Source organism: Klebsiella electrica, assembly GCF_006711645.1.
GTDB classification, from domain to species: domain Bacteria; phylum Pseudomonadota; class Gammaproteobacteria; order Enterobacterales; family Enterobacteriaceae; genus Klebsiella; species Klebsiella electrica.
The window spans coordinates 4,847,186-4,871,765 of record NZ_CP041247.1 but is presented as its reverse complement, the minus strand read 5'-3'; the positions used below and the strand labels follow the sequence as shown (position 1 = coordinate 4,871,765).

Annotated in this window: 23 protein-coding genes and 1 tRNA gene; 10 read left to right on the top strand and 14 right to left on the bottom strand. The window is 54.7% G+C overall.

All coding sequences use genetic code 11. The features are described 5' to 3' along the window. Window positions 1-11: 11 nt before the first annotated feature. Window positions 12-2,234 carry a glycosyltransferase gene (locus Electrica_RS23285; RefSeq protein ID WP_100686287.1) on the top strand — a complete coding sequence of 741 codons (2,223 nt, stop codon included), beginning with the start codon at window positions 12-14 and terminating at the stop codon, window positions 2,232-2,234. Between the two features lie 1,257 nt (window positions 2,235-3,491). On the opposite strand, the gene Electrica_RS23280 is transcribed toward Electrica_RS23285, so the two are convergent. From Electrica_RS23280 to aspA, 7 genes are all read right to left on the bottom strand, one after another. Further along, a tRNA-Phe gene (locus tag Electrica_RS23280) sits at window positions 3,492-3,567 on the bottom strand. A gap of 115 nt (window positions 3,568-3,682) precedes the next feature. Further along, entirely contained in the window at window positions 3,683-5,770 is a 2,088-nt protein-coding gene (locus Electrica_RS23275) for a DUF1176 domain-containing protein (protein WP_141965534.1), read from the bottom strand. Window positions 5,771-5,949: 179 nt separating this feature from the next. Further along, entirely contained in the window at window positions 5,950-6,525 is a 576-nt protein-coding gene (locus Electrica_RS23270) for a transcriptional regulator (protein ID WP_100685799.1), read from the bottom strand. Window positions 6,526-6,560: 35 nt separating this feature from the next. Further along, window positions 6,561-8,375 (bottom strand): protein-disulfide reductase DsbD, encoded by a 1,815-nt coding sequence (locus Electrica_RS23265; RefSeq protein WP_141965532.1) that lies wholly within the window; start codon window positions 8,373-8,375, stop codon window positions 6,561-6,563. Continuing rightward, window positions 8,351-8,674, bottom strand: coding sequence for a divalent cation tolerance protein CutA (gene cutA, locus Electrica_RS23260; protein ID WP_141965530.1), 324 nt, complete (start codon window positions 8,672-8,674; stop codon window positions 8,351-8,353). The genes Electrica_RS23265 and cutA overlap by 25 nt, the downstream gene beginning before the upstream one ends. Window positions 8,675-8,767: 93 nt before the next feature. Beyond that, window positions 8,768-10,069: an anaerobic C4-dicarboxylate transporter gene (locus Electrica_RS23255; RefSeq protein WP_131049375.1), complete on the bottom strand. Its 1,302-nt coding sequence runs from the start codon at window positions 10,067-10,069 to the stop codon at window positions 8,768-8,770. A gap of 117 nt (window positions 10,070-10,186) precedes the next feature. After that, the gene (gene aspA, locus Electrica_RS23250; protein ID WP_131049376.1) at window positions 10,187-11,623 is read right to left on the bottom strand and encodes an aspartate ammonia-lyase; all 1,437 of its coding nucleotides are present in this window, start codon (window positions 11,621-11,623) and stop codon (window positions 10,187-10,189) included. A gap of 339 nt (window positions 11,624-11,962) precedes the next feature. Here aspA and Electrica_RS23245 point away from each other — a divergent pair, with 339 nt between their 5' ends. Further along, window positions 11,963-12,433, top strand: a complete 471-nt coding sequence (locus Electrica_RS23245; RefSeq protein ID WP_131049377.1) for an FxsA family protein — start codon at window positions 11,963-11,965, stop codon at window positions 12,431-12,433. A gap of 80 nt (window positions 12,434-12,513) precedes the next feature. On the opposite strand, the gene yjeH is transcribed toward Electrica_RS23245, so the two are convergent. Further along, the gene (gene yjeH, locus Electrica_RS23240) at window positions 12,514-13,776 is read right to left on the bottom strand and encodes an L-methionine/branched-chain amino acid transporter (RefSeq protein WP_131049378.1); all 1,263 of its coding nucleotides are present in this window, start codon (window positions 13,774-13,776) and stop codon (window positions 12,514-12,516) included. 230 nt (window positions 13,777-14,006) lie between these two features. Between yjeH and Electrica_RS23235 the strand changes: the two genes are divergently transcribed. From Electrica_RS23235 to Electrica_RS23220, 3 genes are all read left to right on the top strand, one after another. Beyond that, a complete protein-coding gene (locus Electrica_RS23235; RefSeq protein WP_003855929.1) occupies window positions 14,007-14,300 on the top strand; it encodes a co-chaperone GroES in 294 nt (97 codons plus the stop codon). A 39-nt stretch (window positions 14,301-14,339) separates the two neighbouring features. Further along, complete coding sequence (groL, locus tag Electrica_RS23230) at window positions 14,340-15,986, top strand: chaperonin GroEL (RefSeq protein ID WP_100685757.1); 1,647 nt, start codon at window positions 14,340-14,342, stop codon at window positions 15,984-15,986. A gap of 252 nt (window positions 15,987-16,238) precedes the next feature. Further along, on the top strand, window positions 16,239-16,592 hold the full coding sequence (locus Electrica_RS23220) for a DUF4156 domain-containing protein (protein ID WP_100685756.1): 354 nt from the start codon (window positions 16,239-16,241) through the stop codon (window positions 16,590-16,592). Window positions 16,593-16,699: 107 nt separating this feature from the next. Here Electrica_RS23220 and epmB read toward each other — a convergent pair whose 3' ends face one another. Further along, entirely contained in the window at window positions 16,700-17,731 is a 1,032-nt protein-coding gene (epmB, locus tag Electrica_RS23215) for an EF-P beta-lysylation protein EpmB (protein ID WP_141965528.1), read from the bottom strand. Window positions 17,732-17,771: 40 nt separating this feature from the next. Between epmB and efp the strand changes: the two genes are divergently transcribed. The 4 genes from efp (at window position 17,772) to sugE (ending at window position 19,324) form a co-directional block, all read left to right on the top strand. Then, window positions 17,772-18,338 (top strand): elongation factor P, encoded by a 567-nt coding sequence (gene efp / locus Electrica_RS23210; RefSeq protein WP_100685754.1) that lies wholly within the window; start codon window positions 17,772-17,774, stop codon window positions 18,336-18,338. Window positions 18,339-18,413: 75 nt separating this feature from the next. Next, complete coding sequence (locus Electrica_RS23205; protein ID WP_100685753.1) at window positions 18,414-18,545, top strand: entericidin A/B family lipoprotein; 132 nt, start codon at window positions 18,414-18,416, stop codon at window positions 18,543-18,545. 174 nt (window positions 18,546-18,719) lie between these two features. Beyond that, window positions 18,720-18,866, top strand: a complete 147-nt coding sequence (gene ecnB / locus Electrica_RS23200) for a lipoprotein toxin entericidin B (RefSeq protein ID WP_004097935.1) — start codon at window positions 18,720-18,722, stop codon at window positions 18,864-18,866. 140 nt (window positions 18,867-19,006) lie between these two features. Beyond that, window positions 19,007-19,324 (top strand): quaternary ammonium compound efflux SMR transporter SugE, encoded by a 318-nt coding sequence (sugE, locus tag Electrica_RS23195; protein WP_100685752.1) that lies wholly within the window; start codon window positions 19,007-19,009, stop codon window positions 19,322-19,324. Here the strand turns inward: sugE and Electrica_RS23190 are convergent, their stop codons facing one another. The 5 genes from Electrica_RS23190 to frdA form a co-directional block, all read right to left on the bottom strand. Continuing rightward, window positions 19,325-19,855, bottom strand: coding sequence for a lipocalin family protein (locus tag Electrica_RS23190; protein ID WP_141965526.1), 531 nt, complete (start codon window positions 19,853-19,855; stop codon window positions 19,325-19,327). A 113-nt stretch (window positions 19,856-19,968) separates the two neighbouring features. Beyond that, window positions 19,969-20,328 (bottom strand): fumarate reductase subunit FrdD, encoded by a 360-nt coding sequence (gene frdD / locus Electrica_RS23185; protein WP_100685750.1) that lies wholly within the window; start codon window positions 20,326-20,328, stop codon window positions 19,969-19,971. Between the two features lie 10 nt (window positions 20,329-20,338). Next, the gene (gene frdC, locus Electrica_RS23180) at window positions 20,339-20,734 is read right to left on the bottom strand and encodes a fumarate reductase subunit FrdC (protein ID WP_100685749.1); all 396 of its coding nucleotides are present in this window, start codon (window positions 20,732-20,734) and stop codon (window positions 20,339-20,341) included. Window positions 20,735-20,744: 10 nt separating this feature from the next. Continuing rightward, window positions 20,745-21,479 (bottom strand): fumarate reductase iron-sulfur protein, encoded by a 735-nt coding sequence (gene frdB / locus Electrica_RS23175; RefSeq protein ID WP_131049381.1) that lies wholly within the window; start codon window positions 21,477-21,479, stop codon window positions 20,745-20,747. Further along, entirely contained in the window at window positions 21,472-23,262 is a 1,791-nt protein-coding gene (frdA, locus tag Electrica_RS23170; RefSeq protein WP_131049382.1) for a fumarate reductase (quinol) flavoprotein subunit, read from the bottom strand. The genes frdB and frdA overlap by 8 nt, the downstream gene beginning before the upstream one ends. Before the next feature lie 276 nt (window positions 23,263-23,538). Between frdA and epmA the strand changes: the two genes are divergently transcribed. After that, window positions 23,539-24,516, top strand: coding sequence for an elongation factor P--(R)-beta-lysine ligase (epmA, locus tag Electrica_RS23165; protein ID WP_131049383.1), 978 nt, complete (start codon window positions 23,539-23,541; stop codon window positions 24,514-24,516). Window positions 24,517-24,580 lie beyond the last annotated feature (64 nt).

Genomic DNA, 24,580 nt, shown 5'->3' with positions numbered 1-24,580 from the left:
GAAAGATTACAATGAAGAAAGTTCTTATAATGACGCCGGACATTGAGGGGCCTGTCCGTAACGGCGGCATTGGTACTGCTTTCACTGCCCTTGCCACTACTTTGGCAAAAAAGGGGTATGATGTCGATGTATTGTATACATGTGGTGACTATTCGGAATCATCTGTATCAAAATTTAGCGACTGGTCACGTATTTATAGTACCTTTGGTATCAATCTGCTAAGCACCGGGCTGGTAAAAGAGATTAATATTGATGCGCCTTATTTTAGAAGGAAAAGCTATTCAATTTTGCTATGGTTGAAAGAAAATAATATCTATGACACTGTTATTTCTTGTGAATGGCAGGCAGATCTTTATTACACTTTATTAAGTAAAAAGAATGGTACTGATTTTGAAAACACGAAGTTCATTGTAAATACTCACAGCTCAACGTTATGGGCTGATGAAGGTAATTACCAGCTCCCATATGATCAGAATCATCTTGAACTCTATTATATGGAGAAAATGGTGGTTGAGATGGCGGATGAAGTTGTTAGTCCGTCTCAGTATTTAATTGACTGGATGTTGAGTAAGCACTGGAATGTACCTGAAGAACGCCATGTCATTTTAAATTGTGAGCCATTTCAAGGGTTTGAAACAAGAAGCGATGTTATAGTTAAAACAAATGAAAAACCAGCTTCTGGCGTTGAGCTTGTATTTTTCGGCCGGCTTGAAACCCGTAAAGGGCTTGATATATTCCTCCGCGCATTAAGAAAACTATCTGACGAAGATAAAGAGACCGTCTCTGGTGTAACCTTCCTCGGAAAAAATGTCACTATGGGGAAAACTGATTCATTTACCTATATTATGAATCAGACTAAAAATTTGGGACTCGCAGTTAATATCATCAGCGATTATGATCGTACCAATGCCAACGAATATATAAAAAGAAAAAATGTATTAGTCATCATCCCATCGCTTGTAGAAAACTCACCCTATACCGTTTATGAATGCTTGATTAATAACGTTAATTTCCTCGCCTCAAACGTTGGCGGAATTCCAGAGCTTATTCCGCAGGAACATCATGCGGAGGTTCTGTTTACTCCTACACCTGTCGATTTATACGGTAAAATTCACTATCGGTTAAAAAATATAAATATCAAACCAGGGCTTGTTGAATCACAAGAAAATATTAAAGAAGCCTGGTTTGCCGCAGTTGAACGAAAAAACAACTGCGTATTCAAGAAAATCGATGAAGCTAACAGCCCATTAGTTAGCGTGTGTATCACTCACTTCGAACGTCACCATTTGCTCCAGCAAGCACTCGCCTCAATAAAATCTCAGACGTACCAAAATATTGAGGTTATCCTGGTCGATGATGGAAGTACGACAGAAGAGTCTCATCGTTATTTGAATCTCATCGAGAATGACTTTAACTCACGAGGCTGGAAAATCGTCCGTAGTTCTAATAACTATCTGGGCGCTGCAAGGAATTTGGCTGCGCGACACGCCTCCGGCGAATATCTGATGTTTATGGATGATGATAATGTCGCTAAGCCTTTTGAGGTGGAAACGTTTGTTACGGCAGCATTAAACTCCGGGGCCGATGTGTTAACCACACCAAGCGATCTTATTTTTGGTGAGGAGTTCCCTTCTCCGTTCCGTAAAATGACGCACTGCTGGCTTCCGTTAGGACCTGATTTAAATATCGCCAGCTTTAGTAACTGCTTTGGCGATGCTAATGCGCTGATCAGAAAAGAAGTTTTCGAAAAAGTGGGTGGATTTACTGAGGATTACGGTTTAGGTCATGAAGACTGGGAGTTTTTTGCCAAAGTATCGTTACAGGGATATAAATTGCAAGTCGTCCCGGAGCCTCTATTTTGGTATAGAGTTGCAAACTCCGGCATGTTGTTAAGTGGAAATAAGAGTAAAAACAACTACCGTAGTTTCCGTCCATTTATGGATGAGAATGTTAAATATAACTATGCAATGGGGTTGATGCCTTCCTACCTCGAAAAGATTCATGAGCTTGAGAGCGAAGTGAGTCGGTTGCGCAGCATTAATGGCAGTCATTCAGTCAGTAATGAGTTACAGCTTTTAAATAATAAGGTTGATGGTCTTATTTCTCAGCAGAGAGATGGTTGGGCCCATGACCGCTTTAATGCTCTGTATGAAGCAATTCATGTCCAGGGCGCAAGACGAGGCACCAGTCTGGTTCGCCGGGTGGCCCGGAAAGTGAAGTCAATGTTAAAATAAAATAATTCGCGGGGCCTGAAAGGGCTCCGCGAAAATAATGTTAACTTTCAGCGAATTTTAATTATTCAGGAGCAATAGATTCACCTCCTGATATCAGAATGTTTTTTATCCCGTCATTTATGTTGGATTGCCAACAAGCAGAATATTTATTCTGGCGTTGAAACGCTGCTTTCAGACTGTGCTACCCGTCATCAGTGAGAGTGGGACCTCAGAGAGTAAGGTTTAAACTCTAAAATGAAAGCTATCGCTACGGTGACGAACTCTATCAGGTGTCGCTTATCATATGCCGCAGTCGCGGATTTCTAAGCGGGACCTGCGGCTATAACGGGGGCTAAGCGGGAACTGGCGATAAGAGGGCGCTCTGACGCTACGGGCAGTGTGAAGGGAGGTAGTCTGAGATGGTAACGTGCTGATTGCCGGCAATGGCGAGATAGCGCAACTTTGTACGCCGTGCAAAAAGTGGGAAAAGTCTGTGGAAGAGTTCTGTATCGCGCGCTGGCCCCGAAGGGGTGAGCGGCCTGCCGCGAATAATCGAACGAAGTTCGATGGAGAGTCCGTACTGTAGAAAGCAAAAAACCAGCCCGTAGGCTGGTTTCTTTAAATAGTGGTGCCCGGACTCGGACTAACGCCGCAGGCGTTGAACAGCGCGCTTGTCGCGCTGGCCCCGAAGGGGTGAGCGGCTTGCCGCGAATAATCGAACGAAGTTCGATGGAGAGTCCGTACTGTAGAAAGCAAAAAACCAGCCCGTAGGCTGGTTTCTTTAAATAGTGGTGCCCGGACTCGGACTAACGCCGCAGGCGTTGAACAGCGCGCTTGTCGCGCTGGCCCCGAAGGGGTGAGCGGCTTGCCGCGAATAATCGAACGAAGTTCGATGGAGAGTCCGTATTGTAGAAGGCAAAAAACCAGCCGTTAAGCTGGTTTCTTTAAATAGTGGTGCCCGGACTCGGACTAACGCCGCAGGCGTTGAACAGCGCGCTTGTCGCGCTGGCCCCGAAGGGGTGAGCGGCTTGCCGCGAATAATCGAACGAAGTTCGATGGAGAGTCCGTATTGTAGAAAGCAAAAAACCAGCCCGTAGGCTGGTTTCTTTAAATAGTGGTGCCCGGACTCGGACTAACGCCGCAGGCGTTGAACAGCGCGCTTGTCGCGCTGGCCCCAAAGGGGTGAGCGGCTTGCCGCGAATAATCGAACGAAGTTCGATGGAGAGTCCGTACTGTAGAAAGCAAAAAACCAGCCCGTAGGCTGGTTTCTTTAAATAGTGGTGCCCGGACTCGGAATCGAACCAAGGACACGGGGATTTTCAATCCCCTGCTCTACCGACTGAGCTATCCGGGCAACGGGGCGCATTAAACCGTAATCCATCATGCGCGTCAACCACATTTCTTGATTTCCCTGCTGATTGCTTAACTTTGCGGCAATTTTGCCGCGAAAGGGGCGTTTTGCTGGTTCATCACATCATCCCGTTGTCGCCCTCGCGGGTTCTCCAGCCGCTGACGGCAGAAATTACGTGGCGCAATCCGGATATGGAGTAGCCGCCGATGAGGTCTTCGTCTTCCCGCGGCGAGCTTATCATAATCTCCGCATCGACGCCGTGGCGGTAGGCGCCATGATGGCTGATGACGGTGCCAATAAAGCATTTGCCAGCGAGCCAGACGGGGATATAGGCCACCGTTTCATAGACGTAGTAAGAGGTGACGCCGCTGTAGTAGTTATCTGCTTCATCTGATGACGTACCGGGTGGGATAGGGCAGATGGGCCCCTCTTCCGCGTGACCTTTTTTATCTTTCAGCAGGTTGCTTTGCATCAGTTCCAGCGATTTGAGTAAATCGTCGCGATCCTGTGCGCTGAGCGCCGGTGTCAGCGGCTGACCTTGTTCCGGTGAACTTAGCGTCTCCAGCTTGTAGCGATAGCGAATCGTTACGGCAGGACTCCTGTCCGTCGGGCTGAAGGGGCGCAGCAGATACAGGTTATCTTCGCCGAACTGGCCGTTGTACCACAGCGCATACACCTGGCCGTTGATTCTGACCCACTGGTTCCACTGATTGGCGCCGCGCCCGTTGAGCGAAAACAGCGCTCCGGGGACGCCAGCGTCAAAATCATCGTCGTCATCGGTATCGCTGTGATCGACGGTATCAAAGGTGTTCTCTCCCCGTCTCAGCACGCCGGTGTAGCTAAAGAGCCCGGTCCCGCCGATATAGCTGTCGATGATTAAATCGCGCTTACCGTCATTATCAAGATCGACCAGCGTGAAGCTGACCTTACCGTTTTCTGAGTCAGCGCTGATATCGGAATGAAGAAAAGCCTGCCACTCATCGTCGCTGATATCGAGCGCGGGTTTGTTGGTCGATACCAGAGTGTCATCCGCGTAGGTCAGCGTAAAGTTCGTGACATGCCCGGTGAGCGGGAACTGTTCGGCAACCTTTTTCAACGCCAGTTCCGGGTTGCTCTTTTGCTCTTTCAGCACGGCGTTATACAGCGCCTTGAGCGCCAGATTATCGGCATCCTTCTGCTGTTTTGGCCGCACCTGACTGACGAACGTGGGCAGCATCCAGGTGCCGCCAGGCGTGATTTCACGACACATACCGGTCGTGTATTTCAGACTCTGCACGAAGGTTTTGCCGTCCCAGACCCGCTCCTCGCCGTTGACGCAGTCGGCGATGCCACGCCCCTTATTGAAAAAGGTGATCGTGCCATCGGCATAGCTGGATGCATCGGTGGTAATGAGCTGTGGTTTGGCGAGCGGAGTATTCTCCACTACCCACATGGCGTACCCGTCGTTATAGGCGGCACGCCAGCACAGTGCTTCGATGAGCGAATGGGTTTTATCGAGAGGGGTTGTGGTTATCTGCCGCTCCTGAGACGGAATATCTTTATTTTGCCAGTCATCACAATGGCTGTTCAGCAACGGGATCAGCTCCGGTAGCAGCTTCTGCCGCTGCTTTGCCGTCAGCGGTTCGCTCTGGGCGTTGCGGATCGTCGGGGCGGCGATAATTTCCGGCGCCGCAACGGCGCTGAGCGTGTTGTCATCGTCGGCATTGCCTTTTCGCACCAGCGCATCTGCGGTGCCCAGACGCTGCTGGAACTCATCAATCTTCAGAAACACCGCGCTGCTCCCCGCGCTGGAGAGCGGTTTACGCTGGCCGTTAAGGGCGATCTCGATGTTACTGTCATGCTCCAGCGCCTGAATCAGGGCGGCCGTTTGACTGCTATCGAAGCGGAAATGGCTGTCGTCTTTGGCCTCAAGCGTACCGCGATCCTGATCGTCGATCAGCAGGGTAACCGTGGCGTCCTGGGGAATATCATGATCGGTCTGGGCGAAGGTCATCTGAGCGCTTACGCGCTGCCCGGCGCCCGCGTTACGGGTCAACAGGACGCTGATTTCTCCCGTGTTGACGCCATAACCTGCGGCCCGACAGGTGCCGGTGTTATCGCAGGCGACCTCCCAGTCTTTATGCGCGAAAGAAAAACCTTGAACAGGCGCGGCCTGGAGCGATGCAGAGCATAGCCCCATGATGGCAGCCCATAGGAGAGGACGCATATAAATCCCTGTAGACATATCGGTGTAGGGGGAATTATACCCTTCGCACTTCAAGTTGCATCTCTGTTGACAATCCGTGCGGCTTTCGACGACCTACGGCCCGATTATTCGGGACGCGGCTACTCTGACGCGTCCTCTTCCGGGGAGATGTATGCGGCGTATCGCCGGTCAATGCGCAATCAGGTTAATGCGCCACCCGCGCGACATTGGGCAAAGCGCAGAATATCTTCCGCCAGACGTTGGGCGGTATCGACATCGGTCTGACTGCGTTTTATCAGCAGACGGCTCAGGCAGCCTTCAATGATAAGCTCCATCTGTTTCGCCACCATCGCCGGGTCGTCAATTTCCAGCTGCGTCAGTAACTCGTGGGTGTAGGCCAGAGAAGCCTGCTTTTGTTGCTCCGCCAGCTGATGAACAGGGTGCCGGGGATCCGGATAAAAGGTGCAGGCGGCAATAAACAGGCAGCCGGGATAGCGATGGTTGCTCACGCATTGGGTTAATGCGCCGTAGCGCGCCAGCAGCTTTTGCTCCGGCGTGAGCGTATCGTCGAGCAGCAGCTGACGGCGCCAGACATCAACCTGATGACTGAGGTAACGTAGCGCATCGTACAGCAACGCTTCACGATCGGGCCAGAAGCGTTTGAGGTCAGCGAGCGGGTAAGAGACGCGTTCGGCGACCATTTCCAGCGTGGTGTTGGCAATACCTTCAATTTCGAGAATGCGTATGGCTTCACCCAGGACATCTTCACGTTGCACGGTCTTCTCCTCCATTTTTCCTCCTAAAGTGTCGTTCACGGTTGCCAATCGTGCAAATGGGCGCTGAATGTCGCCGCATCCATAAACCCAGTCACGCGCTGCGCAGGCTGTTCTTCGCCCTGTGTATTAAAGAACAGAATGGTCGGCAAGCCGAGCACCTTCAGGTGTTTCAGCAGGGCCACATCTTCGGCGCTGTTGTTCGTCACATCTGTCTGCAGCAGAACGGTCCCTTTCAGGGCCTGTTGTACTTCGGTGGTGCTAAAGGTGTATTTTTCGAACTCTTTGCAGGCGACGCACCAGTCGGCGTACAGGTCGAGCATCACCGGTTTACCCCTGGCCTGCGCCAGTGCCTGATCGAGCTCCGCGACGTTACTGATGCGCGTAAAAGCCAGCGGTGACTGCTGCCGGGCGACCGGCTCGCCAAAAGCCCAGTCCTGCAGCGGACGCGCGCTGACCAGCGCCGCAGCGAACAGAATGATTTGCACGATGCGCAGCCAGGCACGGGAGGCGCCGAGTGCGGTAATAAAAGCCCAGCTAAAGAAGGCGACGCCCAGCAGCGACCACAGACGCAAACCCCAGAGTTCGCCGACGATACGCTCCAGCAAAAAGACCGGAAGCGCAAGGATCACAAAACCGAACGCGGTCTTCACATGGCTCATCCACGGGCCGCTCTTCGGCAGCAGGCGGTTGCCAAATACGGTGACCAGGATCAGCGGCAGCCCCATGCCCAGCGCATACAAATACAGCGTGCCGCCGCCGAGCCACAGATTGCCGCTCTGGGCAATATACAGCAGGATGGCGCTCAGCGGCGCGGTGGTGCAAGGCGAACAGATCAGACCGGCAATGGCTCCCATCGCAAAAACGCCGCCGGGTGAACCGCCCTGGCGCGTGTTGCTCATCAACGTCAGGCGGGTTTGCAGCGATGAGGGCAGCTGCAGCGTGAACAGACCAAACATCGACAGCGCCAGCAGGATAAAGACCGCTGACAGGCCAATCAGTACATACGGATGCTGCAACGCCGCCTGAAACTGCAAACCGGCGGCGGCGACCACCAGCCCCAGCGCGGTATAGGTAAGCGCCATCCCCTGCACGTAGATAAATGCCAGCAGCAGCGCGCGCCCGGTTGAGAGCCGCTGCTTGCCGCCGAGGACAATCCCCGAGATCAGCGGATACATCGGCAGCACGCACGGGGTAAAGGCGATACCAATACCAATCAGCAGTGCCCATAGCGCGGAGAAGGGCAGGCTGGCAGGCGCATTATCGCCTGCGCCGCGCTTCTCTTGCCGAGGAGACTGCGGGGCTGGCGGCTCGCTTTTTGTTGCCAGCTCAGGACGCTTTTCAACCGGCAGCGGCGGATTAAATTTGGGTTGTCCGGATGAGGGGAACGTCGGATGGGCGGGGACCGATTCGCTGCCGGATACGGCCAGCACCGTGCGAAGCGGCACCACTTTCGTCTCCGGCGGATAACAGAAACCCGCGTCGGCGCAGCCCTGCCAGGTCACGGTGAGCGTGGCGCCTTTTTCCGCCTGGCTCAGTGTGACCGGGACGGTCAGCCGCTGGCGGTAAATCTCACTTTTGCCGTAAAACTCATCCTCATGCCACGTACCGGGCGGCAGCTCCATTGCGGCGAGCGTGGCATTCGCCGGCGTCAGTTTGATCTGCTGGCGATAAAGATAGTAACCCTCTTTGATTTGCCAGGTCAGGTTGACGTCCCGCTGGCTCTGCTGGAAATCAAAGGCAAAAGCCTGCTCTGCGGGAACAAAGTCAGAGCGTCCGGGGGCGTCAAATAAGCCGGCGAAAGCGGATGTGCTGCACAGCAGCAAAATCAGCGTAATGATGCGTTGAGCCATGAGAGATAATCAGTGTCTCCGTGAGTGACGGGTAAAACCAGTAATTCGGGGGGTTGATACGGGTGATGGGACTTCAGGCAATCCAGTAACGCCTGCTGGTGAGCCTGGTCGGTTTTCAGCAGCATTTGCACTTCATACTCCTGCTCCAGCTTGCCTTCCCAGTAGTAGAGAGAGGTCGCTCCAGGCAGGAGGGTGGCACAGGCGGCGAGCTTTTCGGCCAGCACTTTGGCCGCCAGATCCTGGGCGGTGGCTTCATCCGGCGCGGTACAGAGAACAACAACAGCATCAGGCGTAGTCATCGTGAACCTCGTATCAGCGAAAAGAGGCACTATAGCACGCACGGTGAGGGGAATAATGCAACGGGCCAGAAACTGGCCCGAATTTAAGCAGATTTACAGCATGATGCCGCCGATAATAAAGCCCAGGATGACGCACAGGGTAATGGCAATCACCCCGGGGATCAGGAACGCATGGTTAAAGACATACTTGCCGATGCGCGTTGATCCGGTATCGTCCATTTCTACCGCCGCCAGCAGCGTAGGGTAGGTCGGCAGCACGAACAGCGCGGAGACGGCAGCAAACGAGGCGATGGCGGTCAGCGGGGTGACGCCAAGCAGCAGCGCCGCCGGCATCAGCGCTTTGGTGGTTGCGGCCTGGGAATAGAGCAGGGTCGCGGCGAAAAACAGCACCACCGCCAGCAGCCACGGATAGTTGTGCAGCAGATCGCCGGCCACGGTCTGGATGTCGGAGATATGCGCTTTGACGAAGGTATCGCCGAGCCAGGCGACGCCCAGCACGCAGACGCAGGCGCTCATCCCGGATTTAAAGGTGCTGGCGTTGAGCACTTCGCTGGTGTCGATTTTACAGGTGACGCTAATCAGCGTGGCGATGGTCAGCATGAACACCACGATCGCTTCGTTACGCGGCAGCACCGGGTTCTGAATCAGCCCGACGGTATCGCTGATGGCGGTGGCGTAGAACATGACCGCCACGATGCCGATCAGGAACAGCAGGACGGAACGTTTGGCATGCGGCTTCAGCTCAAATACCTGGCTCCCGCGCAGCTTCACTTCACCTTTTGCCAGGCGCTCCTGATAAATCGGGTCGTCTTTCAGTTCGCAGCCGAGGAAGTTACACACTACCGCCGTGATCATCACCGCAATCAGCGTCACCGGAATACAGATGGCCAGCAGCGTCAGATAGCTCACGCCCAGCGGTTCGAGGATCCCGGCAAAAAAGACCACCGCAGCGGAAATCGGCGAGGCGGTAATGGCAATCTGCGAGGCGACGACGGCGATAGAGAGCGGACGAGACGGGCGAATGCCCTGCTCCTTCGCGACCTCGGTAATCACCGGTAGGGTAGAGAACGCGGTATGGCCGGTTCCCGCGAGAACGGTCATAAACCAGGTGACCAGCGGAGCAAGGAAGGTAATGTATTTCGGATGGCGTCTGAGCATACGTTCGGCAAGGCTGACCAGATAATCCATGCCGCCGGCCACCTGCATGGCGGCAATAGCGGCGATCACCGCCATGATGATTTCGATGACGTCGAAGGGGATCGCGCCAGGCTTGATTTGAAAGAGGAGCGTCAGGACGAGAACGCCCAGACCACCGGCAAAGCCGATGCCGATACCGCCGAGCCTGGCCCCAAGGTAAATCGCCAGCAGGACAATCACGAGTTCTGCACCAAACATATACGCCTTCCTTGTTTTTTAACAAGTTGATATTGAATTGTTGTGATTTGGTAAATCTAAAAAAGCAAAAAAGGCATGTCATCGCTGACATGCCTTTGGGTCGTTTAACCTGAAAGATTACTGTTCGCTTTCATCGGTATAACGCTTCGCTTTATAGGCCGGATGCATCAGGTTTTGCGGAGAGAAAATATCGTCCAGCTCCGCTTCGGTCAGCAATCCACGCTCCAGAACCACTTCCCTTACGCTCTTGCCGGTTTCGGCGCAAATTTTGCCGACGATATCGCCATTGTGGTGGCCGATAAACGGGTTGAGGTAGGTGACGATACCGATGGAGTTATACACATAGCCTTCGCACACCGCTTTGTTGGCGGTGATGCCGTTAACGCATTTTTCCAGCAGGTTGTAGCAGGCGTTGGTCAGAATGTGGATGGATTCAAACATCGCCTGGCCGATCACCGGCTCCATCACGTTAAGCTGCAGCTGACCGGCTTCCGACGCCATGGTCACCGTGGTGTCGTTGCCGATAACTTTAAAGCAAACCTGGTTGACCACTTCCGGCACCACCGGGTTCACTTTGGCTGGCATGATGGAGGAACCTGCCTGCAGCTCCGGCAGGTTGATTTCATTCAGACCGGCGCGCGGGCCGGAAGAGAGCAGGCGCAGGTCGTTACAGATTTTGGACAGTTTCACCGCCAGACGTTTCAGCGAGCTATGTACCATCACATAGGCGCCGCAATCGGAGGTGGCTTCAATCAGGTCTTCCGCCGGAATCACCGGCAGGCCGCTGACTTCCGCCAGTTTTTGTACCGCCAGCTGCTGGTAGCCATCCGGCGTATTCAGGCGCGTACCGATGGCGGTGGCGCCGAGGTTAACTTCGAGCAGCAGCTCTCCGGTGCGCAGAATGCTTTTGATTTCTTCATTCAGCAGAACATTAAATGCGTGGAACTCCTGGCCGAGCGTCATCGGCACGGCGTCCTGCAGCTGGGTGCGACCCATTTTCAGGATATCCTGGAATTCGACGGCTTTATTCTGGAAGCCGTCGCCCAGCTGGTTGATGGCGTCGGTTAATTTCAGCAGGGAGGCATAAACCGCAATACGGAAACCGGTCGGGTAGGCATCGTTGGTGGACTGGCATTTGTTAACGTGGTCGTTCGGGTTCAGATACTGGTATTCGCCTTTCTGATGGCCCATCAGCTCAAGGCCAATGTTGGCCAGCACTTCGTTGGTGTTCATGTTGACGGAAGTCCCTGCGCCGCCCTGGAACACATCAACCGGGAACTGGTCCATGCATTTACCGTTATTCAGCACTTCATCACAGGCGGCAATAATGGTCTTCGCGACGCTTTTAGGGATGGTTTGCAGTTCCATGTTGGCCATCGCGGCGGCCTTTTTGACCATCACCATGCCGCGCACGAACTCCGGGATATCGCTGATTTTGCTATTGCTGATGTAGAAGTTTTCAATCGCTCTCAGAGTATGAACACCATAGTAGGCGTCAGCTGGAACTTCCCTGGTACCCAACAGATCTTCTTCGATACGAATGTTGTTTAACATGTGAACCTTCTTTTTCAAGCTGCCAATGAATTCACCAAACACGCAGAATTTATGGGGTTTTGCGCATTTTCTTGCCGAAGATTATTTCCTTAATCGGCCCGGTGCCCACGATCATATGCTGATGATAGCGAATGTCAGCAACCTTGATCACTTATTATGTCGAGAAGAGTATAAGAATTATTAATCTGTGAAATGAGTCACCGCTTTGCCGTTCGTGGAAAAAAATAAGCGTTTCTGCCGATTGAAATGTGCCGTTTTAGCCCAATATTAATGTGATGCGAAAAGCACACCGATGACTGCGGGGGCCGATAGTGAACCCCGCTAATGAAGGAGACGCCAGTGCGTTGGATTCCGTTAATTGCCATTTTTTTATACGTTTACATTGAGATATCGATCTTTATCCAGGTGGCTCACGTGCTCGGCGTTCTGTTGACGCTGATTCTGGTTATCTTCAGCTCGGTGGTCGGTATGTCGCTGGTGCGCAACCAGGGCTTTAAAAACTTTATGCTGATGCAGCAGAAAATGGCGGCGGGTGAAAGCCCGGCGGCAGAAATGATTAAAAGCGTATCGCTGATTATCGCTGGCCTGCTGCTCTTGCTGCCGGGGTTCTTTACCGATTTCCTCGGCCTGCTGCTCCTGCTGCCGCCGGTGCAAAAACACCTGACCCTGAAGCTGATGCCGCACCTGCGCTTTAGCCGGATGCCAGGCGGTGGTTTTAGCGCGGGAACCGGAGGCGGTGAGACCTTTGACGGGGAGTATCAGCGCAAAGATGAAGAGCGCGACCGTCTGGATCACAAAGACGACCGCTAAGCCTGCGGGCCGCGCTGACGCGGCGCTAATAATGATGAGCCGGATTGCGTTGCGCTGTCCGGCTTTTTTTATGGCATGTTTTAGTGGCGATGATGGTGGGAAAGCGCCGTCGTATGGCGCTTTGGCAGCCATAGCCACAGCGCCGCCATAACCAGCAGGGCGTAGAGGCTTTTCCAGCCGACCATCGCCAGCAACAGCAGACAGAGCAGGCTCCCGATGAGCGCCAGCACCCGATAGCGTCCCCGCAGCAACCGGCAGCCCGCCAGCATACACAGCAGATAAATCATAATGAAGATGCCGTTGGCATAGACGATCAGCGCATCAAGGTTGATATCCAGCCAGTAGATGCCGAGCGTGCTGATGACACAGCAGCCCAGCACGACGTTGAGCGCATTGCGTGGGATTTGCTGCGGCGAAAGGCGGGCGAGGTAGCTTTCCGGTTTGTACTGCGCCTGCGACCAGACCAGGCGGGCAAAGCTCTGGATATAGATATTGAGGCTGGCGAAGCAGGCGAGATAGCCAATGACGCAGGCGATCCACAGCGCCTGCACACCAAACAGGCGCACCACGATATTGGGCAGCGATGCGGCGGCGGCCATATTGTCGCCGAAGGCGTGAAAATGCAGGACCAGTACGGTACAGGCCCAGTAAACGGAGCCCGCCAGCAGCAGGCCTATCAACAATGCGCGGGGGAAATCGCGCTCCGGGCGTTTAAATTCCGCTGCCAGATGGGCAAAGGCTTCAAGACCGACAAAACACCAGAACATCACCGACAGGGCGGAGAAAAGCTGTGAACTATCGATGTCTTCCGGCGCCGGAAAAGGGATTTGCGCCGGGCTAATCCCGCCGCGCCACCAGATAGCGACGATCAGCGCGACGATGAGGGCCGCGACCAGCGTTTGTAGATTGGCGCTGGAGCTTGCGCCGCGCGACCCGACCCACCAGACGATGGCCAGCGTACCCAGCTCCGCAAGCAGCAGCTGGCTGTCGTGCCAGCCAAATAGCGCCTGGCCGAAGCCAGTAGCGATGTGCAGGGCGGCGGGTAACCCTACCGGGATAACCGACAAAAATAGCCAGCCGGTAACGCGTTCCATACGTGAACCAAACGCCATATTGACGAAGTGCGCCACGCCGCCCGCGCTGGGGAAATGGCGGCCAAGTACGGCAAAGACGATGGCGATCGGGAAGACCAGCAGAATGAGCGCGGGCCAGGCCCACAGACTGTTATCTCCCGCCACCAGCGCGGCAAGAGCGGGAACGGCGAAGACGCCGGTGCCGAGCAGCGACGTAGAAAGCAGCCCCACTCCCTGAGCCAGACCTAACTCCTGTTTTAAACCACTCATAATGCCATCCTGCCCTGACAAAAAAGCAATGGTATCACAATCGTTTTTGCTTATGACGGTGGGCAGACCCGCAGCTGTTTCTGTGCGTCAGCACACAAGGAAAAATTTTTTTTAACTTTCCCCCTTGAAGCGCGAAAACCCACCCCCATCTCTCAGGCACTAGCCGGAAAACCGTATACGGGCCGGTGTCACCCATAACTGATAATGACTTTCTCAAAGGAGAGCTATCAATGAGTATTCGTCCGTTACATGATCGTGTGATCGTCAAACGTAAAGAAGTTGAAACCAAATCTGCAGGCGGCATCGTTCTGACCGGTTCTGCGGCAGCCAAATCAACTCGTGGCGAAATCATCGCTGTCGGTAAGGGCCGCATCCTGGAAAACGGCACTGTGCAGCCGCTGGACGTTAAAGTTGGCGACATCGTTATTTTCAACGACGGCTACGGTGTGAAATCTGAAAAAATCGACAATGAAGAAGTGCTGATCATGTCTGAAAGCGACATTCTGGCAATTGTTGAAGCGTAATTCGCGCGCGAAACTGAACGAATTTGAGGAATAGAAAAAATGGCAGCTAAAGACGTAAAATTCGGTAATGACGCTCGTGTAAAAATGCTGCGCGGCGTGAACGTACTGGCAGATGCAGTGAAAGTGACCCTGGGCCCGAAAGGCCGTAACGTGGTTCTGGATAAATCTTTCGGTGCACCGACCATCACCAAAGATGGTGTTTCCGTAGCGCGTGAAATCGAGCTGGAAGACAAGTTCGAAAACATGGGTGCGCAGATGGTGAAAGAAGTTGCCTCTAAAGCGAACGACGCTGCAGGCGACGGTACCACCACTGCAACCGTACTGGCTCAGGCTATCATCGCAGAAGGTCTGAAAGCCGTTGCTGCTGGCATGAACCCGATGGATCTGAAACGCGGTATCGACAAAGCTGTCGTGGCTGCCGTTGAAGAACTGAAAACTCTGTCCGTACCGTGCTCCGACTCTAAAGCGATTGCCCAGGTGGGTACCATCTCCGCTAACTCCGATGAAACCGTAGGTAAACTGATCGCGGAAGCGATGGACAAAGTCGGTAAAGAAGGCGTGATCACCGTTGAAGACGGTACCGGTCTGGAAGACGAACTGGACGTGGTTGAAGGTATGCAGTTCGACCGCGGCTACCTGTCCCCGTACTTCATCAACAAGCCGGAAACTGGCGCTGTTGAACTGGAAAGCCCGTTCATCCTGCTGGCTGACAAAAAAGTCTCCAACATCCGCGAAATGCTGCCGGTTCTGGAAGCCGTTGCGAAAGCAGGCAAACCGCTGGTTATCATCGCTGAAGACGTTGAAGGCGAAGCGCTGGCAACTCTGGTGGTCAACACCATGCGCGGTATCGTGAAAGTCGCTGCTGTTAAAGCACCGGGCTTTGGCGACCGTCGTAAAGCGATGCTGCAGGATATCGCGACCCTGACCGGCGGTACCGTTATCTCTGAAGAGATCGGTATGGAGCTGGAAAAAGCGACTCTGGAAGACCTGGGTCAGGCGAAACGCGTTGTCATCAACAAAGACACCACCACCATCATCGATGGCGTGGGTGAAGAAGGCGCAATTCAGGGCCGCGTTGCTCAGATCCGTAAGCAGATCGAAGAAGCGACTTCTGACTACGACCGTGAAAAACTGCAGGAGCGCGTAGCGAAACTGGCTGGCGGTGTTGCGGTAATCAAAGTCGGTGCAGCGACCGAAGTTGAAATGAAAGAGAAAAAAGCGCGCGTTGACGATGCCCTGCACGCAACCCGTGCTGCGGTAGAAGAAGGCGTGGTTGCTGGTGGTGGCGTAGCGCTGGTTCGCGTTGCCGCTAAACTGGCTGGCCTGACCGCTCAGAACGAAGATCAGAACGTCGGTATCAAAGTTGCGCTGCGCGCAATGGAAGCTCCGCTGCGTCAGATCGTGTCCAACGCCGGCGAAGAACCGTCTGTAGTTGCTAACAACGTGAAAGCGGGTGAAGGCAACTACGGTTATAACGCGGCAACTGAAGAATACGGCAACATGATCGACTTCGGTATCCTCGACCCGACTAAAGTGACCCGTTCTGCTCTGCAGTACGCCGCATCCGTTGCTGGTCTGATGATCACCACCGAGTGCATGGTTACTGACCTGCCGAAAAGCGACGCCCCTGACTTAGGCGCTGCTGGCGGTATGGGCGGCATGGGTGGTATGGGCGGCATGATGTAATTTAATCTTCATACTTCAAGCCGCAGGTGCGTTGGCTGCGTTTATTCACCCGGTCACTTACTCATGTAAGCTCCCGGGGAATCATAGACTTGCCGTTTGCCTGCGACCTGAATTATTCGATTAAATCAGCATCTCGCGAAAAATGAGAAACCCCCGGGCAGAAATGCTCGGGGGTTTTTCTTTTTCTCAGCTTTTTAGTATAAGGTGTACATCCGGGCCAGCGCGTCCAGCTCATTGATCATGGGGAATAACATGCAGGTAAGATATTTAGCAGGGATTGTCGGCGCAGCATTATTGTTAGCGGGTTGCAGTTCCAGCAACGAACTGAGCTCAGGCGGACAGAGCGTACGCTTTGTTGAAGATAAGCCGGGTGCGGATTGCCAGCTGTTGGGGACCGCGACGGGCAAGCAGAGCAACTGGCTGTCCGGGCATAACGGTGACGAAGGCGGCTCCATGCGTGGCGCGGCAAACGCGCTGCGCAACCAGGCTGCGGCGATGGGCGGCAACGTGATTTATGGCGTGAGCAGCCCGACGCAGAACCTGCTGTCGAGCTTTGTGCCGACCGACAGCGAAATGAACGGCCAGGTCTATAAGTGCCCGAACTGATTTGATTCCGGGCCTCTCCCGTCGAGGGTAAAAGGGACCCGGGCTATCTCCGCGCGTTCAGTCAGTCTGTGAATCGAAGGTCTGCCAGCTTTCCCCGGCAGACCTTTTCACGCATGTTGCTTTAAGCCCAAATCCAGCGGCGTCTTACTTGGCTCACCGCCAATTTCCCGCGCCAGTCTTGGCACCATATAACCTGAAACCAGAGTCAGCAGTTCGCGCATAATCGCCCGGGCCTCTTCGTCTTCGACCATAAAATGGGCCGCGCCCTGGACTTTATCCAGCACATGCAGGTAATAGGGCATGACGCCCGCATCGAACAGGGCATTGCTCAGCGCGGCCAGCGTGTGTGCATTGTCGTTGACGCCGCGCAGCAGAACGCTTTGATTCAACAGCGTGATGCCGGCCTGGCGCAAACTCGCCATCGCGGCGCGGAAATCAGCGTCGATCTCATTGGCGTGGTTGATATGATTGACCAGCAGCACCTGCAGCGAGGAGCTGGCAAAGCGAGCGGCCAGCGCATCGGTAATCCGCGCCGGGATGACCACAGGCAGGCGACTGTGAATGCGCAGACGCTTAATGTGCGGGATCGCTTCCAGCTGGGTGAGCAGCCAGTCCAGCTCATGATCTTTTGCCATCAGCGGATCGCCGCCGGAAAAAATGATCTCATCGAGCTGCGGATGTTCGGCAATGTACGCCAGCGCCGCCTGCCAGTTACGCTTATTGCCTTGATTTTCGGCATAAGGGAAGTGTCTGCGGAAGCAATAGCGGCAATTTACCGCGCAGCCGCCCTTGACCAGCAGCAGCGCCCGGTTGCGGTATTTATGCAGCAGACCGGGTACGACGCTGTGCTGTTCCTCCAGCGGATCGGTGGAAAACCCCGGCGCTGAAATAAACTCATCTTGCGAGGTAAGTACCTGACGAAGCAGGGGATCGTTGGGGTTTCCCGGCTCCATGCGGGCGATAAATGCCCGCGGCACGCGCAGGGCGAAGAGGCGCTTTGCCTCGCGTCCCGCCAGCAAGTTCGCGTCAGCGTCTACATTTAAAAGATGCAGCAGTTCATCGGGACTGGTCACAACATCTGCAAGTTGCGTTAACCAATCTTCTCTGGATGGGGTATTTAGGGTTACAATATGCGCCATTTTGTGGCTTAGCTACCAATTAACAAATTTAGAGGGCCTTATGGCGACTTACTATAGCAACGATTTTCGTGCCGGTCTTAAAATCATGATGGACGGCGAACCTTATGCCGTTGAAGCCAGTGAATTCGTGAAACCAGGCAAAGGCCAGGCTTTTGCGCGCGTTAAGCTGCGCCGTCTGCTGACCGGAACTCGCGTAGAGAAAACCTTCAAATCTACCGATTCCGCCGAAGGCGCAGACGTTGTGGATATGAACCTGACCTACCTGTACAACGACGGTGAGTTCTATCACTTCATGAATAACTCCACTTTCGAGCAGCTGGCTGCCGATGGGAAAGCCGTAGGCGATAACGCAAAATGGCTGCTGGATCAGGCTGAGTGCATCGTGACCCTGTGGAACGGTCAGCCTATCTCCGTCACCCCGCCGAACTTCGTTGAGCTGGAAATCGTGGAAACCGATCCAGGCCTGAAAGGTGATACCGCAGGTACCGGCGGTAAACCGGCGACGCTGTCTACTGGCGCAGTGGTTAAAGTTCCGCTGTTCGTGCAGATTGGCGAAGTCATCAAAGTGGATACCCGCTCTGGCGAATACGTATCCCGCGTGAAGTAATTCATGCCATACAGGGTTGGCGCAGCACGCTGCTGCGCCTGCTATAAGCCGTTAAGCAAACCGCAGGCAGGGAAGATGAACAACGCGATAAAACTGCTGCTGCTGCTCTCTCTGAGCGCAATGTTGCTCACCGGATGCAATACCGCGCGCGGCGTTGGTGAAGACATCCAGGGGCTGGGACATGCGATTTCGCGTGCGGTCAGCTAAGCGCCTTTTTACCCGTTCTTTTTGCTACATGGCCACCTCACTGTACCGTTTCGCTTACACCTGCCGTGTCATCTTCTCTTTTTCTCTTAAAAAACGCTGAGATTCCGTCATCCTGGGTCAGGTTGTCTATGCTTATAGGGCACGATAACTAAAACTGGTAATAAGGATGACATTATGGTGAAAAAAGCAATTGCAGCGTTCTTTACGGTTTTGGCCCTCTCTTCTGTGCTGACCGCATGTAATACAACACGTGGTGTGGGCCAGGATATTTCAGAAGGCGGCAGTGCCATTTCTGGGGCTGCGACAAAAGCTCAGCAATAGACCCTGACGGTACGGTGACTGGCCGTACCGTTCTTTTCATCGTTCGTTCTGCTGGCTATAATCTCTGTGCTTTCATCCACACCTTACGGGACGACCTGTAAGCGTATCGCATTCGGGGACGGCCCCATCGAGGGAGTCCTGTGTCCTGGTTTATTTTGTTTATCGCCGGTCTGCTGGAAGTGGTCTGGGCGGTTGGTCTGAAATACACCCACGGTTTTAGCCGCCTGCTGCCAGGCGTGATCACCATTGTGGCTATGGTACTTAGCATGGCGCTGCTGTCATGGGCGATGAAAACGCTGCCTGTCGGCACCGCCTATGCGGTGTGGACGGGAATTGGCGCGGTAGGCGCGGCGCTCGCCGGCATTGTCCTGCTGGGCGAATCCGCCAGCGCCATGCGTATTGCCAGCCTGGCGTGCATCGTTGTCGGTATTATCGGGCTGAAAATCAGCGCGCACTGACTAATAGCGCTGGTTAACCCAGATAAGTTTGCTGACGTCGAAGCCCTGTCGGGTGGCAATGTCCAGCATCTGCTGTTTCACTTCCGGTGCTATTTTCGGCGTGCGCGCCAGCAGCCAGAGATAATCGCGGTCTGGCCCGCAGACCAGCGCATAGCGATAATCTTTATCCAGGGCTATCACGTTGTAGCCGCCGTAGAACGGGCCGAAAAAGGAGACTTTCAGCGCTGCGCGGGTCGGCTGGCCGGTGAAGTAGGCCACGCCATCGGTTTTCTGCCACACACCCCGGTCGGGGTTATAGCCTTTATTCACCACGTCCAGTCCGCCATCGCCGCGCAGGCTGTAGGTGGCGGTCACTTTTTCAAGGCCGCTTTCAAAGTGATGGTCGAAGCGGGCTATTTCATACCAGGTGCCAAGATAGCGCTGGGTATCAAATGGACTGACTACCGTCACGCCTGGCGGCGGCGTTGGCGTGCTACAGGCAACAACCAGAAACGAGGCGGCAACAACCGCAATCATGGGCAGCACACGCATAGCATTTTCCTTGCTGGTTTTTTAGCTAAGTGTAGATTCTGTCGGGAGAAAAGCGGGGGATATTTTCTGCAAAAGAGAGCCCGATAACAGAATGCTATCGGGCTTCAGGGAGGTCAAATAAATAACACGCCAATCAGCGTCACCACGGTCAGGATCGCGGCCAGGCCGTAGAAGACCCACTTACCATTCGGAACGTGAATTTTCAGGTCGTGCATGGCGTGATGGATGCGGTGTAGCCCACACCACAGCGGCAGGACGATCATCAGAAAGATAAACGCGCGGCCCACCAGGCTCTGGGCAAAGCCCAGCACGCGCTCGTAGCTGAATGCATCGCCTGGCGCCAGGCCTAGCGGCAGCAGAATGCCGACCAGCAGCACCATGACCGGCGCGACAATCGCGCCCCACATACCGCCTGCGCCAAACAGCCCCCAGAATACCGGTTCATCGGAACGTTTCGGGTTGGGATTGATCATTTCAGCCTCCTTACCACAACAGGGCAACAAACAGGATCACCACGGTCACCAGCGCGGTCACCACCCAAAGCCCTTTAATCACCGGCTCTGGCCCCATTTTTTCACCCTTAATAATGATACTGGCGGCTTTCGGCGCCAGCTCAAACCAGGTTTTCGTGTGCAGCAGCGCGGCGCCAAGAGTGATCAGATTCAGGATCACCACCACCGGGTTTTGCAGGAAACCGACATAGCCAGCCCAGCTTTCTGCGCCATTTTTCAGGGCAAACAGACCGTAAATCAGCACGATACTGAACCATACCGTTGGCACTGCGGTTCCTTCACGCACCATGTAGAAGCGATAAAACGGCAGTTTTTTCCACCAGGTGGACGTCATCGGCCGCACGTAGGGTTTGCGTTTAGTCGTCATCATGCACTCCTTAGCGTGGTTTCAGGGTCGCGATAAGAAAGTCTTTCGAGCTTTCTACCTTGCCCTGCTGAATGGCGGCTGCCGGATCGACATGCTTCGGACAGACTTCCGAGCAATAGCCTACGAAGGTACAGGTCCAGACGCCGTTCTGACCGTTAAGCTGCGCCATACGCTCCTTCTTGCCATGGTCGCGACTGTCTTCGTTGTAGCGATGGGCGAGGGTGATGGCCGCCGGGCCGATAAACTCCGGATTAAGACCAAACTGCGGGCAGGCGGCGTAGCACAGGCCGCAGTTGATACAGCCAGAAAACTGATGGTATTTGGCCATCTGCGCCGGGGTTTGTTTGTTTGGCCCCTGATCCGGTGTGCGCGGGTTGCCAATAATATAGGGCTTAATGGCCTCCAGACTCTCGATAAAGTGGGTCATATCGACCACCAGATCGCGTTCAATCGGGAAGTTGCCCAGCGCCTCAACCTTAATGCCCCTGGTGTATTCGCGCAGGAAGGTTTTACAGGCCAGCTTCGGCACTTTATTGACCATCATCCCACAGGAACCGCAGATAGCCATGCGGCAGGACCAGCGATAGCTGAGGTCCGGCGCGAGGTTATCTTTGATATAACCCAGTGCGTCGAGCAACGAGGTTTGTTCATCATAAGGCACTTCATAGAACGCGCTGTGCGGTGCGGTGTCCACTTCCGGGTTGTAGCGCACCACTTCAATTTTGAGGTTTTTCATCTCAGCCATTTGCCGTCTCCTTCTTCTCGGCTGCTTCCGCTTCTGCGCCATATACGCGTTTCGCCGGCGGCAGAGAGGTGATTTTCACCTCGCCGTATTGCAGGCGCGTAGTGCCATCCGCATCGCGGAAGGCCAGCGTATGTTTGAGGAAATTGACATCATCACGTTCAGTGCAGCCTTCATCCAGACGCTGGTGCGCACCGCGTGACTCTTTACGTGCAATCGCGGAGTGCGCCATACATTCAGCGACGTTCAGGCCATGGCCCAGTTCGATGGTGTAGAGCAGGTCGGTGTTGAAGACGCTGGAGTTGTCGGTAATGCGCACGCGCTTAAAGCGCTCCTGCAGTTCCGCCAGCTTATCGATGGTTTTCTGCATCAGCTCCGGCGTGCGATAGATACCGCAGCCTTCTTCCATCGACAGTCCCATTTCATCGCGAATTTTCGCCCAGTTTTCGTTACCTTCCTGATTGACGAGATGGTTAAGACGTTTTTCTACATCGGCAGCCTGCGCGTCCAGCGCATTGACGTTGGCTTCCCCGGCTTCTGCTGCACGTTTTATGGCTTGTTCACCGGCGAGGCGACCAAAGACCACCAGTTCCGCCAGCGAGTTGGAGCCGAGGCGGTTGGCGCCATGCAGGCCGACGGAAGAACATTCTCCAACCGCGAACAGGCCTTTAATCCGCGTTTCGCACTGCTGGTCGGTTTCAATGCCGCCCATGGTGTAGTGGGCGGTCGGGCGGACCGGAATCGGCTCTTTCACCGGGTCAACGCCGACATAGGCTTTAGCCAGCTCGCAGATAAACGGCAGGCGTTCAAGCAGTTTTTTCTCACCGAGATGACGCAGGTCGAGATAGACCACGTCGCCGCGCGGCGTCGGGATGGTGTTACCTTTACGCCATTCGTGCCAGAAGGCCTGGGAGACTTTGTCGCGCGGACCGAGCTCCATATATTTGTTTTTAGGCTCGCCCAGCGGCGTTTCCGGACCCATGCCGTAATCCTGCAGATAGCGGTAGCCATTTTTGTTGACCAGAATACCGCCTTCACCGCGGCAGCCTTCGGTCATCAGAATGCCGGAACCCGGCAGGCCGGTGGGGTGATACTGGACAAACTCCATATCGCGCAGCGGTACGCCGTGGCTCAGCGCCATCCCCATTCCGTCGCCGGTGACGATGCCGCCGTTGGTGTTGTAGCGATAGACACGTCCCGCGCCGCCGGTCGCCAGCACCACCGCGTTGGCGCGGATTTGGACCAGCGAACCTTCCATCATGTTCATCGCCACCAGGCCACGGGCCTGCCCATCGTCGACCAGAATGTCGAGGACGAAGTGTTCATCGAAGCGTTGAATTTGCGGGAACTGGAGGGAGGTCTGGAACAGGGTATGCAGCATATGGAAGCCGGTCTTATCGGCGGCAAACCACGTGCGTTCGATTTTCATCCCCCCGAAGCGGCGCACGTTGACGCTACCATCCGGACGGCGGCTCCACGGACATCCCCACTGCTCAAGCTGGGTCATTTCCGTGGGGCAGTGGTGAACAAAGTAATCGACGACATCCTGCTCGCAGAGCCAGTCGCCGCCGGCGACGGTATCGTGAAAATGGTACTCAAAGCTGTCATGATCCTGTGCAACGGCAGCAGAACCTCCCTCGGCCGCAACGGTATGGCTGCGCATGGGATAGACTTTTGAAATCAGTGCGATTTTGGCATGTGGATTTGCCTGCGCCGCGGCAATAGCGGCGCGAAGACCCGCTCCGCCAGCGCCAATAACAGCAAGATCGGCTTGAAAAGTTTGCACGACATTCCTCCAGTTTTTGTTTATTTCGCCGCCGGACTGGCGAAAAAGTATCACTGCTCCTTTATAGGTAAAGGAGTATAGCCGTAGGGTTGGTGGGGAAAATTGATGTGTTCGATTTTTTTGTCAATATGTACGCTGGTTTATCAGCTCTGGTGATGAATTCTCTTCGGCAACAGGTTTCCCGTCTGCCGCAGGAGCGCCGGTTCGCACAAAATTTGTTTCACCCGACGGTTACGAGTAGACTTCGTGCCCTTGTATGAAATCGGAGAAAGTAACATGAGCGAGACGGCAACCTGGCAGCCGAGCGCGTCCATTCCCAACCTGTTGAAACGCGCGGCGATAATGGCGGAAATTCGCCGTTTCTTTAGCGATCGCGGCGTACTGGAGGTGGAGACGCCTTGCATGAGTCAGGCTACGGTGACGGATATTCACCTGTTTCCGTTCCAGACCCGTTTCGTCGGCCCTGGCTATTCCCAGGGGATGGATCTCTATCTGATGACCAGCCCGGAATACCATATGAAGCGCCTGCTGGCCGCGGGCTGTGGCCCGGTATTCCAGCTGTGTCGTAGCTTCCGCAATGAAGAGATGGGGCGGCACCACAATCCGGAATTCACGATGCTGGAATGGTATCGTCCGTGCTATGACATGTACCGTCTGATTAACGAAGTCGATGATTTGCTGCAGCAGGTGCTGGAGTGCCAGCCGGCGGAAAGCCTCTCTTATCAGCAGGCGTTTCTGCGTCACCTTGAGCTTGATCCGCTGTCGGCCGATAAGACGCAGCTGCGCGAGGCGGCGGCGAAGCTCGATCTGAGTAATATTGCCGATACGGAAGAAGACCGGGATACCTTGCTGCAGCTGCTGTTTACCATGGGCGTCGAGCCGCATATTGGTAAAGATCGCCCGACCTTTGTCTATCACTTCCCGGCCAGCCAGGCGTCTCTGGCGCAAATCAGCACCGAAGATCACCGCGTGGCGGAGCGTTTTGAGGTCTATTACAAGGGCATTGAGCTGGCGAATGGTTTCCACGAACTGACCGACGCGCGTGAACAGCAGCAGCGTTTCGAGCAGGACAACCGCAAACGTGCCGCTCGCGGTCTGCCGCAGCAGCCTATCGATCGGAATCTGCTGGATGCGCTGGCCGCCGGGCTGCCGGACTGTTCCGGCGTCGCGCTGGGGGTCGATCGCGTGGTGATGCTGGCATTGGGTGCCGAAAGCATCAGCGAAGTGATTGCCTTTACCGTCGATCGCGCCTGATTTGCCTGGCGGCTTCCCTTAGCAAACGGGCTAAGGGAAGCGCGGCGATGGGTTAACGGATAGC

Coding starts and splice junctions, on each gene's coding strand:
- Electrica_RS23285 (WP_100686287.1), top strand. CDS start 12: ATGAAGAAAGTTCTTATAATGACGCCGGACATTGAGGGGCCTGTCCGT.
- Electrica_RS23275 (WP_141965534.1), bottom strand. CDS start 5,770: ATGCGTCCTCTCCTATGGGCTGCCATCATGGGGCTATGCTCTGCATCG.
- Electrica_RS23265 (WP_141965532.1), bottom strand. CDS start 8,375: ATGGCTCAACGCATCATTACGCTGATTTTGCTGCTGTGCAGCACATCC.
- cutA (WP_141965530.1), bottom strand. CDS start 8,674: ATGACTACGCCTGATGCTGTTGTTGTTCTCTGTACCGCGCCGGATGAA.
- Electrica_RS23255 (WP_131049375.1), bottom strand. CDS start 10,069: ATGTTTGGTGCAGAACTCGTGATTGTCCTGCTGGCGATTTACCTTGGG.
- aspA (WP_131049376.1), bottom strand. CDS start 11,623: ATGTTAAACAACATTCGTATCGAAGAAGATCTGTTGGGTACCAGGGAA.
- yjeH (WP_131049378.1), bottom strand. CDS start 13,776: ATGAGTGGTTTAAAACAGGAGTTAGGTCTGGCTCAGGGAGTGGGGCTG.
- Electrica_RS23235 (WP_003855929.1), top strand. CDS start 14,007: ATGAGTATTCGTCCGTTACATGATCGTGTGATCGTCAAACGTAAAGAA.
- groL (WP_100685757.1), top strand. CDS start 14,340: ATGGCAGCTAAAGACGTAAAATTCGGTAATGACGCTCGTGTAAAAATG.
- Electrica_RS23220 (WP_100685756.1), top strand. CDS start 16,239: ATGCAGGTAAGATATTTAGCAGGGATTGTCGGCGCAGCATTATTGTTA.
- epmB (WP_141965528.1), bottom strand. CDS start 17,731: ATGGCGCATATTGTAACCCTAAATACCCCATCCAGAGAAGATTGGTTA.
- efp (WP_100685754.1), top strand. CDS start 17,772: ATGGCGACTTACTATAGCAACGATTTTCGTGCCGGTCTTAAAATCATG.
- Electrica_RS23205 (WP_100685753.1), top strand. CDS start 18,414: ATGAACAACGCGATAAAACTGCTGCTGCTGCTCTCTCTGAGCGCAATG.
- ecnB (WP_004097935.1), top strand. CDS start 18,720: ATGGTGAAAAAAGCAATTGCAGCGTTCTTTACGGTTTTGGCCCTCTCT.
- Electrica_RS23190 (WP_141965526.1), bottom strand. CDS start 19,855: ATGCGTGTGCTGCCCATGATTGCGGTTGTTGCCGCCTCGTTTCTGGTT.
- frdD (WP_100685750.1), bottom strand. CDS start 20,328: ATGATCAATCCCAACCCGAAACGTTCCGATGAACCGGTATTCTGGGGG.
- frdC (WP_100685749.1), bottom strand. CDS start 20,734: ATGACGACTAAACGCAAACCCTACGTGCGGCCGATGACGTCCACCTGG.
- frdB (WP_131049381.1), bottom strand. CDS start 21,479: ATGGCTGAGATGAAAAACCTCAAAATTGAAGTGGTGCGCTACAACCCG.
- epmA (WP_131049383.1), top strand. CDS start 23,539: ATGAGCGAGACGGCAACCTGGCAGCCGAGCGCGTCCATTCCCAACCTG.